Origin of the sequence: Massilia orientalis (genome assembly GCF_030411975.2) — a bacterium.
In the GTDB taxonomy this organism is placed as follows: Bacteria; Pseudomonadota; Gammaproteobacteria; order Burkholderiales; family Burkholderiaceae_D; genus Telluria; species Telluria orientalis.
This window is the reverse complement of the sequence record NZ_JASNRB020000008.1, coordinates 295,703-312,444: the sequence shown is the minus strand read 5'-3', so window position 1 is coordinate 312,444 and position 16,742 is coordinate 295,703. Positions and strand designations below refer to the sequence as shown.

The following is a 16,742-nucleotide window of genomic DNA, read 5'->3' as shown; positions in this document are numbered from 1 at the left end:
CCGCGGACGGCTCGGCGCGCGCATTCACGGACGGGATGCGATGTCGACCAGGGATTGGCCGAACTGCGGGTAATTGTGGGCGGCGCTATATTTTTCCTGCCAATCGGCGCGCGCACGCGTCCGGTATGCCACAGCCGACGCCCTGTCGCGGAAGCGCGCAAGCGCACCGGCGATGGTCGCGACGTCCGGATCGGCCGGGATCAGGATGCCATTGCTTTCATTGACGATTTCGCTGTTGCCGCCGACGTCGGTTGCCACCATCGGAATGCCGACCGAACTCGCCTCCATGAGACTGACAGGGATCCCTTCGCTCGAACTGACGTTGACGAACACATCAAAGGTTCGCTCCCGGTACAGCTTCATCACGTCTTCCTGCGCAAGGTAGCCCGTAAACACGACCTCGGCGCGCCTTCCTCCCAGCTTCGACTGGGCGTATGCCTGTAACTCCTCGAACAGCCCGCCGTCCCCGATATGGGTCCACCGGACACTGAGCGATGGTGCTGCCTCCAGCAGGTGCGCAATCGCATCGACGATGAGGTGCAGGCGCTTCTCCTCGACGACGAAGGAACACGAGACGACGGAGAGCGCTTCCTCATGCGGCTGCGCGTTCTTGAACCCGGGGTCATCCACGCCGAGGCGCGCGGTGAAGCACTTGCGAGCCGCCGCCGGATGCTCGCGCGCCACGTAGGCCCGGCCATGCTCGGAGATGCTGAAGATAGCGTCGATCCCGGCCAGTACCCCCTGCCGCAAGCCTGCATAGCCACCGCTGCGCTTGTCCTCGTACAAGTCGCCGCGATGGGCTCGCGACACCACCTTGAGCGAGGGCTGGTACACATTCCGGAAACGGATCGCTCCTGCGATTTCCGGGAACATCCAATAAAAATAAACGATGTCGATTTTCTTGTTCGCGTACCGAACCTGCTCGACCAGAAAGCGCTCGAACAGGCGGGCGCGGTACAGGGCGCGCGCCAATTCCTTCACGTTCTCCCAGCGGTGCGCGCCGCGCATGACACGCCGCGCATCGTCGAGCCACGCGTAGCGCCACAGCCCTCCCAGGAATGAACCGACCACGATGAAGCGTCGCTGCACGCCCCAGCGCGCATTCGCGTAATCGAGGTTGACCGGTAGCGAGGTCGGGCGCGGCGTGGCGTCCCGCGGGTAGAAACCCGGCACGAGTTCGACATGCGCGAAACACTGGGCAAGATATTCCAGTTCGGCCTTGATGAAGGCTTCGTTCCGGCCGTAAGGGTAAGAGGTGGTCACCACCAGTATGCGTTCCTGTTTCATTCACTCGTCTCCCTCGACAAAGGTCTCGACATCGGTGCGCGCGCCACTGGCCTCTGCCCGCTTCGCGGCCATGATCTTCCTATACATGACAACGGTATACAAGGCAGTGATCGAAAACGCGACCGTCGACGCGAGTGCCGCACCGCTCGTTCCCATGACTGGAATGGCGAGGACGCCGCAGATGGCATTGATCACCAGGCACAAGATAGCGCCTTGGATATTCACTCTTTGAAATCCCATCCCGGCAAGGGCATTCGATACGATGCTCATATAGCTCCAGGTGACGATCCCCGGCAGCAGAATGATGAACGGTGCGACACTGCCCCGGAAATCCTTGCCGAACGCGAGCGGGATTGCGAACGACGAGATGGCGGCAGCGGCCAGCGCGCCGGCCAACGTCACCTGCACCACCAGTTTCGCCACTTTCGCCACCATGGCTTCCAGCGCCTCCGGCGACCTGCTGTTGGCGGCCGATTCCGGGTACACGATCGACGACGCGGCGCCCGAGAACAGCCACAGCATCTCTGCCAGCTGTACCGCCAGTGCGTAGAATCCAGTCGCGGTGGCGCCCAACATGAAGCTGACGAGATACAACGCGAGCCTGTAGTTAAGAAAGGTGATGACATTGCTGACGTGAGCGCGCAGCCCGAACGCAACCGCATCGCGCAATCGGTACTGGCCGGTGGCGCCAGGCGCGATTTTCCCGAGCCGCGATTCGCTCATCAGCCAGAGCGACAGTTGGCCGATGAGGTGGCACGTCACCACGGCCGCCACGCTGACGCTGCCGGTCAGGCCCAATAAGGCAACCATGGCGAAAAAAATGAACGGGTGGATCAACAGTGTTCTGTTGTAGGTGCGATAGTCACGCTGGCCCCGGATCATCGACGATGACCATCCTGCCAGCAGCAGCAGCGGGAACAGGAGACTGGCATACAAGGCCAGGCCTTTGTGTATGCCTGGAAGGAAACGGGCGATGCGTTGCTCGCTGCCGGCCGCCAATACCAGCGCGACGACTACCCATAGCAGGGCTGCAAGAATCCAGTTCGCGGCGCGCATCTGCCGTGGATTGCCGGAACCGGAGCTCAGGTGGTACACGTGGCTCGCGCCCATGCCGAGGTTGAGAAATGCGTACAGCGCCTGGGGCAGCAACATTGCCGTGGCCAGCACCCCGTTACCCGCCGGCCCGAGCAGCCGCGCGGTGATGCACATCCCGGCAAAGTACAAGGAACCTGACAGGATCTGGCGGGCGACGGTCGCGCCAATGGTGGCAGACAGGTTCAAGTGCGAACCCGGGGATCGCCCCAATGAGAACGCTGCAAACAGGCTTCGCATCATTGTCTTCATCGTTGGCCTGGCGGGTTGGGTTCTGGTCCTGCCAGCTGAAGGTTCGCGCCGCGAAGCGCTAGGCCGAGTAGCCCAGCTGCGCCGCATCGTCGATGTATCGCGTACGACCGGAGCCAATTCGCAAGGCCATGTCGTTGAACAGCACCCCGCGCGGCGCAAGGCCTGCATGGTTCAGACGCTTGATCGATTCCGTGATCTCGGCGTCGGTCGTGACGCGCGCGCGCGCGAGGAGGAATATGGCACCGGCGTGATTGCCGATGATGAGGGCGTCGGATGCCAGCAGGATCGGCGGCGTGTCGATCAGCACCAGGTCGTAGTTGGCGCCGGCGGCTTCGAGTAGTGTGCTGAAATTCGCGTGCAGCAAAAAGTCCGAGCGGTTGGGCGGCAACGGGCCCGTCGGGATGAAGTCGAGATTCTCGAAGATCTCGTGGTGCACGACGTCTTCGATCCGCATCGATCCATTGATGGCCTTGGACAATCCCTGGTCGCGGCTGACACCGAAGTAGCGGTGCAGGTGGCCGCTGCGGAAGTCCGCATCGATCAGCAACACCCGCTTGCCGCTGGCCGCCATCACGGCAGCGAAGTTCGCCAGCACGAAGGACCTGCCGAGGCCGTGGGTCGGCCCGGCGAACATGACGATGTTGTTCCTGAAGTGGGGCATCGCGAACTGCAGGGCAGCCCGGAAGCTCCGCAGGCTTTCCACGGCGGCGTCCCCGGGAATGACACGGGCCAGCAGAGGCAAGGGCTCCATGCCGCCCCGCGCCTTGTGCATCAGCTTGTCCTGGTTGCTGCTGTGCGGGATCGTGGCGTAGACCACGCGCGCATGCAGCAAGCGCTCGATCTTCTGCGGATCGTCGATGCCGCCCTTCATCGCATTGCGTGCAAACGCGATCATGGTACCGAGCAAGAGCCCAGTGACCACCGCGAGCGCGACGATCAGGGGACGGTTCGGCTTGAGCGGCTTTTCGGGCGGCACCGGCTCATCGACCATGCGCACGTTGCTTACCCGACCCACCGAAATCAGCCGCAACTGCTGGGCCGTGTTCGACAGTGCCGTGTACAGGTCCGTGCTGACCTTGATCTCCCGGGTCAGCCGAGCTTCTTCCTGCTCCAGTGCCGGCAAGGCTTTGATGCGCGCGTTGACTGCATCGATTTCCGCCTGGGCTTCCTTGCGCTGGCGATTGATGGTCGCGATGATCGGATGGTCTTCCGTGAACCGTCCCAGCAGTTCCGTTTTTTTCTGGATCAGGTCGAGGCTGCGGGTGCGCGTCGCTGCCGCCTGCGCGAGCATTTCCTTGGCCTCTTCCTGCAGGTCCACGGTGCCGTGGGTGTTGCGGAACTGGTTGTAGCGGTCTTCAGCCTGCTCGAGCTGGCGCTTGAGGATCGGCAGTTGCTGGTTCAGGAAGGCCAGCGACTTTTCCGCTTCCTCGGTCTTGCGCGCCAGATTCTGGCGCATGTACTCGCGGCCGATCTCGCGCAGGACCGCGTAGGTGCGCTGGGCATTCTCGCCCTGCAGCTTGACCTCGATCACACCGGACTGCTTGCCCTGCTCCGAGATCACGAGGGCGCTCTGGATCGCCTGGATCATGGCCACCCTCGAGATGCGGCGCAGGCGGAAACGCGCGCCGGCCTTCGCCTGGATCCGATCGACCTTCAGCTCGATGGTCCCGTCCGGCGTCGGCACGCGGTAGCGCTGGCCGACGATGCCGTCGAAAACGGTGCGCTGCCCGCCGCCGGAAAAACGGAAGCGCCCGCTCCCCAATGACGTCAGTGCGAACTCGCGGCCCAGCCAGGCCTCAGGCACCTCGAACACCGAAACTTCGGCCTTTTCCCCACCCCAGACATAGCCGCCGTAGCCGAACAGTCCCGGTTCGGACAGCGCGCCGCTGTTCTGGTTGGCGAACCAGAATCCGGCGACCGGGAAATACTTCGGCTGCGTGTCGATGTACAGCTGCAGGTTGTCGATCGCGCGCGATACGACCATGCGCGAGCGCAGCAACTCCATCTCGGCGATGGCTGCCTTCTTGGTCTCGAACAACGACGACGCTTCGCTCAGGATGTTCTTCGTGGCGTTCGGGCTTTCCTCCTCGACGTGGATCAGCAGGTCCGCTTCGAACACCGGCATCGCAAGCAGCGCGTACAGTACGGCTGCCAGCGTGATGAGGGCCGTGATTCCGCCGATCAGCCAGCGGCTGTCATAGAGTGTGTGCAGGTGGCTCTTGAGGTCGAAAGGCGGGTCGTCTGCCCCACCCGCGGTTGCGCGCGGATCGAAGGGGACGCTGACGATAGGCGGCGTATGGACCACAGGTGTCAGGGAATGCGACTCGCCGAGGGTGCTCATGGTCATGCTCCTGCAGGGTTCCGTGTGCGTGATCAAGCGTGCGTTCGTGTGCGCGGGTTTCAGGGCCGCGTGGTGGCGCTGACGGCCGACGTCAATGCCCCCGGGATCAGGAGGCTCAGGTTCCGGTTCCAGTTAGCCAGAGGCGTCGCTGCCACGTAGACGATGTCCTTGGGCTGCAGTTCGAAGGCTTCGGCCAGCGCCAGCGAACTGGCCTCGCGGGCATCGAGCCGGAACACGCGGGTCCGGCCGGACGTCTTGCGCACCACGTAGACCTGGCGCGCATCGCCGCTCAGCGGACTGATGCCGCCGCTCTCGCCGAGTGCCTCGTTCAGGGTGAGGCGCCCATCGTGCATCGTCAGCGCCTTGGGCGTGATGACCTCGCCGGAAACGAAGATCTTGCTTTCGTCTCGCGATTGCACGCGGACCACGTCGCCCGGCTTGAGCATGACCAGCCCGGGGTTGATGCCCTTCTGCACGAGATCGCGCAGGTTGACGCGGTAGCGCTGCTGGCTGCGCTCGAGGACGATCCTGCTCTGGTCGGCGGTGGGCAGCAGGCCGCCGGCACGGTTGAGCGCCTCGACGAGGGTCATCGGGATGTCGTTGATGGCTTGCAGGCCGGGGGCCTTGACCTCGCCGTCGATGTACACGCGCTTGCTGCGGTAGGACTGGACCCGCAACGTGACGTTCGGGCCCGCAAGATACCTGGAAAGTTTCTTCGTCAGGACCGCGCGGGCCTCCTCCTCGGTCAGGCCCTCGACGGGCACGAGGCCGATCAGCGGAAACTGGATGCGCCCGAGATGGTCGACCACGAAACCCGGTGGCGCCGCGTTCGCTCCGCTGGAATCGGGTGCGCCAGGGGACGCGTTTACGGCGGTCCCGGCCAGTTCAGGGTGGTCCCAGACCACGATGGACAGCACGTCGCCGCTGCCGATCGCGTAGGGCGCCGGATTCTGCACGAGCAGCTCGTCCAGGCCCTGGTTGGCCACGCCCTGATGCTGCTGGCGCTCCACGGTGATCAGTTGTTCGGTGATCATTTCTGTCGGCGGCGCGGGTTCGTCGGTCCCCGCTTTGTCCTGCGAGCGGAACTGGATAACGGGGGCGCATCCACCTAAGGCGAGCGCCAGCAAGGCGGCCGCCATACATTGCGTAGAGGAAGCTCTCATGATTTGCCTGTCGGAATGTGCTGCCAACCCTGGCGATCCGAGTCAGGGTAAGCCCGCTACCCGGAATGGCTTTGGCGCACGTCAAACGGCAGGCTCAGGTCAGCATTACCGCCAGCGGCAACAGTTTGCCCGCGAGTGTGCGTATATGCGGCGCGGAAATAAAAATACCCGCATCGAACATCGATGCGGGTATCGTCCTCGCTAGTGCGAGATGAGCGGATCAGCGTGAGCCGGTGCGATCAGTACTCGTAAGCGCCGACGTCGACTGCCGCGCCGCGCGGACGGGCCACGCCTGCGAAATCGATCGCCGGTGCCTTGGTCGACGTGCCGCGGTCGATTGCGGGCGAGCTGCTGTACACGCGGTAGTCGCCGGTGCCGTTCGCCAGGTAATTCCTGAACAGCGGATCCGACGAAATCGAACCGGACACGGAGCCTTTCACTTTCCAGCTGGTGCCGCTGCGTGCGACCAGGTTGTTGGCATAACGGTTGTTACCGCCCATCTTGCCCATTTCGATCACGCCGTAAGCAACGTTGTCGTAGACGATATTGTTGGCGACGTAGTTGTTGGCAGAGCCGGTGGTGGTGCCGGCGTCGCCCTGGCCCAGCAGAATACCGATCTTGTTGTGGAACGACGTGTTGTTGACGATCGTCGACGCGGTGGCGCCGTGCCATTGCTGGATACCAGCCATTGCAACGCCCGAGACGATATTGTTCGTGACGACGTTGTTTGCATTGGCGATATAGATGCCCTGGATCGTGTTGCATGCGCCGATATAGCGATAACCGATGTTACGCACCACGTTGCGGTCGATGAGGACGTTACCGACCGGGCCATACGTGTCGATCGCTGCGCCGCCGCTGCCATTGCAGCCGCCGCTGACTGTCAGATCGTGGATGTAGTTGTTCTTGAACGTCAGGTACGCCCCCGAAGCCAGGAGACCATGACGGCCCGAGCCGGTGATCTGGAAGCCGTCGATATCGACATAGTTGCCGCGCGAGTCCCAGGTGATACCGGTGCCCGACACGACGATCTTTGCGCCCCACTTCACGTCCGACACGAAACGGATACGCGCGCTCGAGGTGCCGCTCTTCCGGGTCACGATGCCGGCACTGCTCAGGGAAGGTGCCGACACATAATATGTTCCAGCTGCAACGTGGACCGTCGATCCAGCGCTTGCCAGCGCGTCTGCACGCGTGATCGTCTTCACTGGCCTTGCCTGCGTGCCTGGGTTGGAATCGGAGCCCGTGGGCGACACGTAGATGTTAGTGGCGGCAACTGCGCTCCCACCGACTGCCAGCAGCGCGACAGCGCCAAAGCACGACAACAGGTTGATACGAACGTTCGGAACAAGCTTGACTGCGTTTTGCATTTAACTGCCTCAACAAGTGAAAGGAGTAGCTTTGAGGCGTGGAAACTTCCTAAGTTCAATGAATTTGCGGAAAAATTTTTTAGGAGTAACAAACAATACAAACAAATTTCCTCTACGAAAAATTTCTTAGGAGGATAATTACTTGTTGTTTGTTATGCCGTGACGCAGGGGGGAAGGTCGCTCAAGGGCCGGACGGTGGGATTGCCGGACGCGCCACATGAACGCTGAAACATGTCGCATGCTTCAGCGTTCGAATGAGGGCAAGATTTGATCGTGGCCGCATGGCCGCGCCGACCGCGGGGGTCAGCGCATCTCTTCCATCAACCGCAGGGCGCCTGCGAAACGCCACACGCGCCGCAGTTCGATGACGTCGTAGTTCGCCGCGACGTTCGGCGGAAACGCCGAATAACGCGCGTTCAGGCGCACGATGCGGCGCACGAAGTCGTCGATGTCGGCACGGCCGCTGGAGCGCAGGACGGTCACGTCCTCGACACTGCCGTCGCTCCGGATCGCCACGCTGACGATGGGATCGGTGCGCACCACGTCGGCCGACAGTTGGGCGTCGCTCAGAACGGCGTTACGCTCGATTTTCTGGCGCACGCTGTCCATGTACATGCGCAGCGGAATGTCGTGGCGCGCCGCCTCGGCCAGGGCGCGCCGGACGGCACGTGCCGCGTCCTCGGCGGGCTGCATGGCCCGCGGCACGGGTTTCAGGATGTCGATACCGCGCATCATCTCGCGCGCACGCGAGGCCAGGTCGCTGCCCGGCGCGCCGCGCGGGAGCGTGCCGTCGCCGCGTCCGGCGCCATCGCCGCTGCCGCCGTCCGCGCCTGCGCGCGCGGGCCCCGGTGCTGCGGCGTCGGAAACGGCACGCTCGCGTGCCTGGCGGGCCCGTTCCTGGGCCAACCGGGCGTTCTCTTCCGCCTGACGGCGTGCCGCCTGTTCGGCCTGGGCATGTTCCTGGCGCGACCTTTCTTCAGCGAGCCGGCGGGCCCGTTCCTGATCCGCCAGCTGTTGCCGGACGGCCTCCTCCGCGCGGCGTTGCTCGGCCAACTGCTGCGCGCGTGCGTGCTCGGCCTGTTCGATACGCTGCTGTTCGGCCAGCTGCTGCGCCCGCTCCTGCTCGGCTTGCTGGATACGCTGCTGTTCGGCCAGCTGTTGCGCCCGTTCCTGCTCGGCTTGCCGGATACGCTGCTGTTCGGCCAGCTGCTGCGCCCGTTCCTGCCCGGCTTGCTGGATACGCTGCTGTTCGGCCAGCTGCTGCGCCCGCTCCTGCTCGGCCTGCTGAAGGCGTCGCTGCTCCGCCAGGCGCCGCTCTTCCTCTTCCTGGCGTGCCCTCGCCTGCGCTTCCTCGGCCGCGCGCTGCCCGGCCAGCGCCGTCTCGTATTGCGCGGATTGCTCGGCGAGACGCTGGCGCTGCTGCTCGGCCTCGGCCCGCAGCCTGTCCTCGGCGTCGGCGCGCAGGCGGGCTTCGTCCGCTTCGCGCCGCAGCGCCCGCTCCTGCTCGCGTTCCTCAGCCAGGCGAGCGCGCTCGGCCCGTGCGGTTTCTTGCGCCATCGCATCGTCCTCGGCGGGTGCATCGGCCTCGGCCGGCGGCTCGGCGCGGGCCATCGGGTCCGGCGCGGGATCGGGCTCGACAGCCGGCAGCGGCACGTCGAACGTGTTGTCCTGATGGGTTTCCTGAGCGATCACCCGCGTGTGCAAGCCATCGGCCAGGCGCGTGGCAGGCGGTTTGCGGCGGCGTTTGACGACGCGCCGCGGCGGCGGCGCGGGCGTGGGTGCCGGTGCCTTGGGCACCGGTACCGGCACGACGGGATCGACGACCGTGAAACCGTGGCGCGGTATGGCCGACTGCTTCGGCGGCAAAGGCAGCGGCGCCACTGCCGCGGGCGCAAGTGCGACTGGGGCGGGCGGTAACGCAGGTACCGGCGGCGGTGGCACAGGCGCCGAGTCCGGCACAGGTACGGCAGGCGCCGTCAGCCGGATCGACATCGGTCCGCCGGGTCCCGGCCGTAATCCGGGAATGCCGAACTGCAGGGACAGTACGAGGGCATGCAGCAGCAGGGAAACCAGCACGCCCATTGCCAGCCGGCGCTCGGACGCATCGTTGGCTTTGACAGGTCGTGCCGAGGTGGCATTGGGCATGCTGGTCGTGTCGCGTCGGGCGTGAAGAAATGAAATGTTGCTGGATTGATAGCACAGCTTACACGCGACAGTAAAGGGGGCGCGCACAAATGGGGGCGCGCACGGTTCGGAACGCTGTTTGCAATCCCGGCTACAATGAATTGGACCGATCAGCAGCCAGGGGTTCGAATGTCGCCAGGATTTATTTTCGCAACGGGTATCGAAAACAGCATTCCGACGATCGACAACGGTCGCGTGCGCATGGACGAGATGGAAAAGTGCGGCCACTACAAATACTGGCGCACTGACTTCGACCTCGTACAGGAACTCGGGTTGAAAGTCCTGCGCTACGGGCCGCCCTTGCACAAGACGTGGCTCGAACCCAAGCGCTACGACTGGGAATTCGCCGACCTGGCACTCAACGACCTGCGCCAGCGCAACATCGCATCGATCGTCGACCTGTGCCACTTCGGCGTGCCCGACTGGATCGGCAACTTCCAGAACCCGGATTTTCCCGAGTTGTTCGCCGAGTATGCCGGCACGTTCGCGCGGCGCTACCCATGGCTGCAGTTGTACACGCCGATCAACGAGATGTCGATCTGCGCCCTCTTCTCCGCCCTGTACGGCTGGTGGAACGAGCAGATGACGACGGACCGCGGCTTCGTCACGGCGACGAAGAACCTCGTCAAGGCGAACATCCTGGCCATGCATGCGATCCTGCAAGTGCGTCCGGACGCCCTGTTCGTGCAAAGCGAATCGACCGAATACTTTCACGCCGAAAGCCCGTCCGCCATCGGCCCCGCCGAGCTGTACAACTCCCGCCGCTTCCTGTCGCTGGACCTGAATTACGGCCGCCGCGTCGATTCCGAAATGTACGAATACATGATGGACAACGGCATGACGCGCGAGGAGTATCACTTCTTCCTGAACAATAATCTGAAGCACCACTGCATCATGGGCAACGATTATTACCAGACCAACGAGCACTACGTGTCGGCGGACGGGCTGACGCGGGCGGCGGGCGAGATCTTCGGCTATGCCGTCATCACGCACCAGTACTACAACCGCTACCGGCTGCCCGTGATGCATACGGAAACGAACGTGTGCGAAGGGCCGCGCGGCGACGAGGCCGTGCACTGGCTGCGCAAGGAGTGGGCGAATGTCCTGCGCGTCCGCAACAACGGTGTGCCGCTGGTCGGGTTCACCTGGTATTCGCTGACGGACCAGGTCGACTGGGACACGGCCCTGCGCGAGAACAACGGCAACGTCAATGCGCTGGGGCTGTTCGACCTCGACCGCAAGATCCGCCCCGTCGGCATCGCCTACAAGGAGCTCGTGCGCGCGTGGATGGAAGTGCTGCCGACGCAAAGCGTCTGCCTGCAGGTGCCGATCGTGATGCCGCACGAATTCCAGCGCCATGTGCCGCCGCCGAGCGGCTGGCCATTCGACGAAGACGCGACGCTCGCGCCACGTACCGAAGAGCGCGAGTGACCCGTAAGGTCAATGCTCGGCGGGCCCGAACGTGTAGGTATCGCCGTGCGCCAGGTAGACGACCTGCTGGTCGAGTCCGGCCGCCTTCGCCTCCCGTGCAAAGTCCGACAGCGGCGACTTGAACACGTCGTAGTCGTCGTAATGGATCGGAATCGCCTTTTTCGGCTGGACGATCTGCATCAGGGTCACGCCGTCCTTGCCGTCCATCGTGACCTTGAAGACACCCAGGATGCGCGTGCCGCCCAGGTGCAGCAGGGCGAGGTCGACACCGGGAAACCGTTGCGGGATCGCCTTCAGGTCGTCGTAGATCAACGTATCGCCGCTGACATACATGCGATAGGCCGGGGCCGCCGTGTTCGGACCGAAGTCGAGGACCGATCCCATCACCGAGGGCAGCAGCGCCTGCATGCCCGCCTTGCCGTGGCGACCCGGGGCCGCCGTGATGCGCAGCCGGGCCTCGCCTTTTTCGATGTCGATCCGGTCCCACGTCGCCAGCCCGAACGTGCGCTGGAAGCCCATGTCCTTGAGCTTTTTCGCCGCCGACCTGGTCGTGATGATGGGAATGTTCTTGTCGAGTTTTTCCTGCACGAGCCTGTCGAAGTGATCCTCGTGCAAGTGCGAGAGCACGACGAGATCAATCGGCGGCAACTGTTCGAGATTCAGGGCCGGATTCGTGAGGCGTTCGGACGTGATGCCGTAGCCGAGGTGCACATGGTCGCCCTTGTGCAGGAAATTGGGATCCGTCAGGATCGTGAAGCCCTGGTAGCGGATCAGCACCGTCGCGGTGCCGATGAACTGGACGGTGCCGTTCGCTGCAGCGGGCGCGCCCGCCGGTGGCAGCCTGAGTGCGAGCGTGGCGGATTCGGGCGCCTTCGTTTGCGCGCTTGCCATCACGCAACCGGACAGGAACATCACCATCATCCACACCACCCGGACCAGCACCATATCGCCTCCTTGCCATTGTCGAGTCAAGACTAGCATGGGGGTTTGCACGCAGGCGTTCGCTAGCCTGCAGTCAACGAAAGGATGGGGGGTGGCCTGCCCAGCTGGGTTCGAACCAGCGACCCTCAGCTTAGAAGGCTGATGCTCTATCCAACTGAGCTATGGGCAGTACGGCTTCATAAATGAAAACGGGCCGTCGAGGACAGCCCGTTTGCAAACGGTGGTCGGAGTACAAGGATTCGAACCTTGGACCCCCTGCTCCCAAAGCAGGTGCGCTACCGGGCTGCGCTACACTCCGATTGGAACGATCATACCCCGCCGGGCGGGAGGCGTCAATGAAGGGTCCCGCCGCGGCGGATGGTCAGACTTCGAAGCGCGCGGCGATGCGTTCGGCCATTGACTCGGCCAGTTCGGCGTTCTTCGCCTCCACCATGACACGCACCAGCGGTTCCGTGCCGGACGGGCGGATCAGCACGCGGCCATTGTCGCCCAGTTCGCGCTCGACGTTCTCCTTTTCCGCCAGGACGGCCGCGTTCTTCGTCCAGTCCGTACCCGGCTGCACGCGCACGTTGATCAGGGTCTGCGGATACAGCGTCAGGTCGCTGCAGCACTCGGCCAGGCCCTGGCCGGAACGCTTGAGCGCGGTCAACACCTGCAGTGCCGACACGATGCCGTCGCCGGTCGTGTGCTTGTCCAGCGCCAGCAGGTGGCCCGAGCCTTCGCCGCCCAACAGCCAACCGCGGTCCTGCATCATTTCCAGCACGTAGCGGTCGCCGACCTTCGCGCGCGCAAAACCGATGCCCATGTCCTTGAACGCCACTTCGAGCGCCATATTGGTCATCAGGGTGCCGACGGCACCGGCCACCGGACCGGTCGCCATGCGCGCGCGCACCATCACGTACAGCAGCTCGTCGCCGTTGTACAGGCGGCCTTTGGCGTCGCACATGATCAGGCGGTCGGCGTCGCCGTCCAGCGCGATGCCGAGGTCGGCCTCGTGCTCGACCACCGCGGCCGCCATCGCCTTCGGTGCCGTCGCGCCGACGCCGTCGTTGATGTTGAAGCCGTCCGGCTTGGTGCCCAGCTCGATGACTTCGGCGCCCAGTTCATGGAACACGTGCGGCGCAATGTTGTAGGCGGCGCCGTGGGCGCAGTCGACGACGATTTTCAGGCCGCGCAGGTCGAGCTCGTTCGGGAACGTGCTCTTGCAGAATTCGATGTAACGGCCCTGCGCGTCGCGCAGGCGCGTGGCCCGGCCCAGCTTTTCCGACGACACGCAGCCCATCGGCTGGTCGATCATCTCCTCGATTTCAAGCTCGACGGCATCGGGCAGCTTGGTGCCATGGCCGGAGAAGAACTTGATGCCGTTGTCCTGGAAAGGATTGTGCGAGGCCGAAATCACGACGCCCGCCTGCAGGCGCAGTGCGCGCGTCAGGTACGCGATGGCCGGGGTCGGCATCGGGCCGGCCAGCATCACGTCGACGCCGGCTGCCGAGAAACCGGCTTCCAGCGCCGCTTCCAGCATGTAGCCGGAAATACGCGTGTCCTTGCCGATCAGGACCGTTGGACGTTCGCTGGTGCCGGCCTTGTCCTTGGCCAGCACCTTGCCGGCGGCATAGCCCAGCCGCATCACGAAGTCAGGGGTGATGGGCGACTTGCCCACCAGGCCGCGTACGCCATCGGTACCGAAATATTTGCGTGCCATTAATTAAATTCTCTTCATCTATTGATTATTCGTAGTGGCCGCTTGCCAGACTTTCAGCGCATCCACCGTCTCTGCCACATCATGGACCCGTACGATCCGCGCGCCCTGCGCTACCGCAGCGAGCGCACCGGCCAGGCTGCCGGCCAGCCGCTGCTCGACGCTGCGGCCCGTCACGGCGCCGATCATCGATTTGCGCGACAGGCCCGCCAATACGGGCAGGCCCAGTTCGCTTTCCATGCGGTTTATGCTCCGGAGCAAAGCATAATTATGCTCGACACTCTTCCCAAAACCAAATCCGGGATCAATCGTGATACGTTCGCGTGCCACACCCGCCGCCAGCAGCGCATCGATCCGCTCGCGCAGGAAGGCGATCACGTCGGCCACGACGTCGACGTATTCCGGCTGTGCCTGCATGTCCTGCGGGGTGCCCTGCATATGCATTACGCACAGCCCGCAGTCGCTGTCCTTCACGGCCTCGATCGCGCCGGGCGCGCGGAAGCCGTTGATGTCGTTGATCATGTCGGCGCCCGCGATGATCGCCTCGCGCATCACCTCGGGCTTGCAGGTATCGATCGACAGCGGATAGCCCAGTTCGCGCAACGCGTAGATGGCCGGCATGATACGGCGCAGCTCTTCGTCGACGGGGACGCTGGGCGAACCCGGACGCGTGGATTCGCCGCCGATGTCGATGATGTCGACGCCGTCCTTGATCATCAGCTCGGCCCGCTCCACGGCGAATTCGAGGCCCTGGTAGCGGCCGCCGTCGGAAAAGGAATCGGGGGTAACGTTGAGGATGCCCATGACCAGCGGGCGCTGGGCGAGGTTATAGCCGAAACGGCCGCACTGCAGATATTGACGCATGACGAAAAACCAACGGAATGAAGAATAAAAAGGCACCCGCTCGGGGTGCCTTTTCGAGGAGAGACCGCGCTGGTCAGGCCGGGGCGGTCGCGTTCGGGGCGACGCCGCTGTCGCTCGGAGGCGTGCGCTTGGTCAGGACGACCGACTTCGGCGGGCGCGGCTCGCGGCCGGCCATGATGTCGTTGATCTGGTCGGCGTCGATGGTTTCCCATTCGAGCAGCGCCTTCGTCATCACTTCGACCTTGTCGCGGTTTTCTTCCAGCAGGCGGCGTGCCAGCGTGTACTGCGTGTCGAGGATGCTGCGGATCTCGGCATCGACCTTTTGCTGCGTCGCTTCGGAGATGGTCTTCACGGAGCCGCCGAAGAAGCCTTCGTTCGGATCATCCTCGTAGACCATCACGCCCATGCTTTCCGACATGCCGAAGCGGGTCACCATCGAGCGGGCCAGCTTGGTCGCGCGGGCGAAGTCGTTCGAGGCGCCGGTCGACATCTGGCCGACGAAGATCTCCTCGGCGATACGGCCGCCGAACAGGATCGAGATCTCTTCCAGCATCTTGTCCTTGTAGCCGGACAGGCTGTCGTGCTCCGGCAGTTGCCACGTCAGGCCGAGGGCAAAGCCGCGCGGCATGATCGTGACCTTGTGCACCGGGTCCGCCTTCGGCAGCAGCTTGGCGATCACCGCGTGGCCCGACTCGTGGTACGCGGTGTTGCGGCGCTCTTCCTCGCGCATGACCATCGATTTGCGCTCCGGACCCATGAAGATCTTGTCCTTCGCGTCTTCGAAGTCGCTCATCTCGACGAGACGCTTGCTGCGGCGCGCGGCGAACAGCGCGGCTTCGTTGACGAGGTTGGCAAGGTCGGCGCCGGAGAAGCCCGGGGTGCCGCGCGCCAGGATGTCGGCCTTCACGTCGGTGCCGATCGGCACTTTACGCATGTGCACGTTCAGGATCTGCTCGCGGCCGCGGATGTCCGGCAGGCCCACCATCACCTGGCGGTCGAAACGGCCCGGGCGCAGCAGCGCCTTGTCCAGCACGTCGGCACGGTTGGTCGCGGCGATCACGATCACGCCCGACGATGCCTCGAAGCCGTCCATCTCGACCAGCAGCTGGTTTAGCGTCTGTTCGCGTTCGTCGTTGCCGCCGCCCATGCCGGCGCCACGATGGCGGCCGACGGCGTCGATTTCGTCGATGAAAATGATGCACGGCGAATGTTTTTTCGCGTTCTCGAACATGTCGCGCACGCGCGACGCACCCACGCCGACGAACATCTCGACGAAGTCCGAACCGGAGATCGAGAAGAACGGGACCTTGGCTTCGCCGGCGATGGCGCGGGCCAGCAGCGTCTTGCCGGTACCCGGGGGGCCGACCATCAGCACGCCGCGCGGGATGCGGCCGCCCAGTTTCTGGAACTTGGTCGGATCCTTCAGGAAGTCGACGATCTCGCCCACTTCTTCCTTCGCTTCGTCGCAGCCGGCGACGTCGGCGAACGTGACGGTGTTGTTCGTCTCGTCCATCATGCGCGCCTTCGACTTGCCGAACGAGAACGCCCCGCCCTTGCCGCCGCCCTGCATCTGGCGCATGAAGAACACCCAGACACCGATCAGGAGCAGCATCGGGAACCAGGAAATGAAGACTTGCTGGAGGAACGACGGTTCCTCGGGCGGCTTGACGTCGAAGCGCACGTTGTTGTCGCGCAGGTCGCCGATCAGGCCGCGATCGAGCATGGTCGCGGTGGTGCGGACCTTGGTGTCGTCGGTGCGGGTCGCGGTGATGCTCGAACCTTCGATCACGACGTCCTTGATGCGTTTCGCCTTGACGTCATCGAGCAGCTCGGAATAAGCAATGGTCTTGCTGCCGCCCGCGACGCTGTGGTTGTCGAACTGCTTGAACAGCATGAACAACAGCAGCGCAACGACCACCCAGATGGCGGATTTGGAAAACATATTATTCACGAAGACTCCTCTGATGCGAACGCATCTTTTCCCATTTTTTCAAAGGCAGATTTTACCGCAATAAGCAGCCCGTGCCACGCACGACCGCCATAGTGCCTATGCTCCACTATAGCCGGTTTTTATTTCCGTTGCGCAGCCATCATGTACATAGACGTGGCTGTCCTTT

11 protein-coding genes and 2 tRNA genes are annotated in these 16,742 nt (G+C 63.8%); 1 reads left to right on the top strand and 12 read right to left on the bottom strand.

Annotation, left to right across the window (positions count from 1 at the left end):
* Nucleotides 1-24: 24 nt before the first annotated feature.
* From QPK29_RS15330 to QPK29_RS15305, 6 genes are all read right to left on the bottom strand, one after another.
* Nucleotides 25-1,287: a glycosyltransferase gene (locus QPK29_RS15330; RefSeq protein ID WP_371769881.1), complete on the bottom strand. Its 1,263-nt coding sequence runs from the start codon at nt 1,285-1,287 to the stop codon at nt 25-27.
* Nucleotides 1,288-2,568: a lipopolysaccharide biosynthesis protein gene (locus tag QPK29_RS15325; RefSeq protein ID WP_160408644.1), complete on the bottom strand. Its 1,281-nt coding sequence runs from the start codon at nt 2,566-2,568 to the stop codon at nt 1,288-1,290. It abuts the gene before it with no gap.
* A 121-nt stretch (nt 2,569-2,689) separates the two neighbouring features.
* Nucleotides 2,690-4,972 (bottom strand): polysaccharide biosynthesis tyrosine autokinase, encoded by a 2,283-nt coding sequence (locus QPK29_RS15320; protein WP_371769882.1) that lies wholly within the window; start codon nt 4,970-4,972, stop codon nt 2,690-2,692.
* Nucleotides 4,973-5,031: 59 nt separating this feature from the next.
* Nucleotides 5,032-6,006: a polysaccharide biosynthesis/export family protein gene (locus tag QPK29_RS15315; RefSeq protein WP_371769883.1), complete on the bottom strand. Its 975-nt coding sequence runs from the start codon at nt 6,004-6,006 to the stop codon at nt 5,032-5,034.
* 368 nt (nt 6,007-6,374) lie between these two features.
* Nucleotides 6,375-7,505 carry a choice-of-anchor Q domain-containing protein gene (locus QPK29_RS15310; protein ID WP_371769884.1) on the bottom strand — a complete coding sequence of 377 codons (1,131 nt, stop codon included), beginning with the start codon at nt 7,503-7,505 and terminating at the stop codon, nt 6,375-6,377.
* Nucleotides 7,506-7,808: 303 nt separating this feature from the next.
* Nucleotides 7,809-9,650: an energy transducer TonB gene (locus QPK29_RS15305; protein ID WP_371769885.1), complete on the bottom strand. Its 1,842-nt coding sequence runs from the start codon at nt 9,648-9,650 to the stop codon at nt 7,809-7,811.
* Between the two features lie 168 nt (nt 9,651-9,818).
* Between QPK29_RS15305 and QPK29_RS15300 the strand changes: the two genes are divergently transcribed.
* Nucleotides 9,819-11,120 (top strand): family 1 glycosylhydrolase, encoded by a 1,302-nt coding sequence (locus QPK29_RS15300; RefSeq protein ID WP_371769886.1) that lies wholly within the window; start codon nt 9,819-9,821, stop codon nt 11,118-11,120.
* A 9-nt stretch (nt 11,121-11,129) separates the two neighbouring features.
* Here the strand turns inward: QPK29_RS15300 and QPK29_RS15295 are convergent, their stop codons facing one another.
* The 6 genes from QPK29_RS15295 to ftsH all read right to left on the bottom strand — a co-directional run bounded on the left by QPK29_RS15295 (nt 11,130) and on the right by ftsH (nt 16,576).
* Nucleotides 11,130-12,065 carry an MBL fold metallo-hydrolase gene (locus QPK29_RS15295; protein WP_371769887.1) on the bottom strand — a complete coding sequence of 312 codons (936 nt, stop codon included), beginning with the start codon at nt 12,063-12,065 and terminating at the stop codon, nt 11,130-11,132.
* Nucleotides 12,066-12,154: 89 nt separating this feature from the next.
* Nucleotides 12,155-12,231, bottom strand: a tRNA-Arg gene (locus tag QPK29_RS15290).
* Nucleotides 12,232-12,283: 52 nt separating this feature from the next.
* A tRNA-Pro gene (locus tag QPK29_RS15285) sits at nt 12,284-12,360 on the bottom strand.
* A gap of 63 nt (nt 12,361-12,423) precedes the next feature.
* Nucleotides 12,424-13,764, bottom strand: a complete 1,341-nt coding sequence (glmM, locus tag QPK29_RS15280) for a phosphoglucosamine mutase (protein ID WP_371769888.1) — start codon at nt 13,762-13,764, stop codon at nt 12,424-12,426.
* A gap of 18 nt (nt 13,765-13,782) precedes the next feature.
* Nucleotides 13,783-14,625 carry a dihydropteroate synthase gene (gene folP / locus QPK29_RS15275; protein ID WP_371770031.1) on the bottom strand — a complete coding sequence of 281 codons (843 nt, stop codon included), beginning with the start codon at nt 14,623-14,625 and terminating at the stop codon, nt 13,783-13,785.
* Between the two features lie 73 nt (nt 14,626-14,698).
* On the bottom strand, nt 14,699-16,576 hold the full coding sequence (gene ftsH / locus QPK29_RS15270) for an ATP-dependent zinc metalloprotease FtsH (RefSeq protein ID WP_371769889.1): 1,878 nt from the start codon (nt 16,574-16,576) through the stop codon (nt 14,699-14,701).
* Between the last annotated feature and the right edge of the window lie 166 nt (nt 16,577-16,742).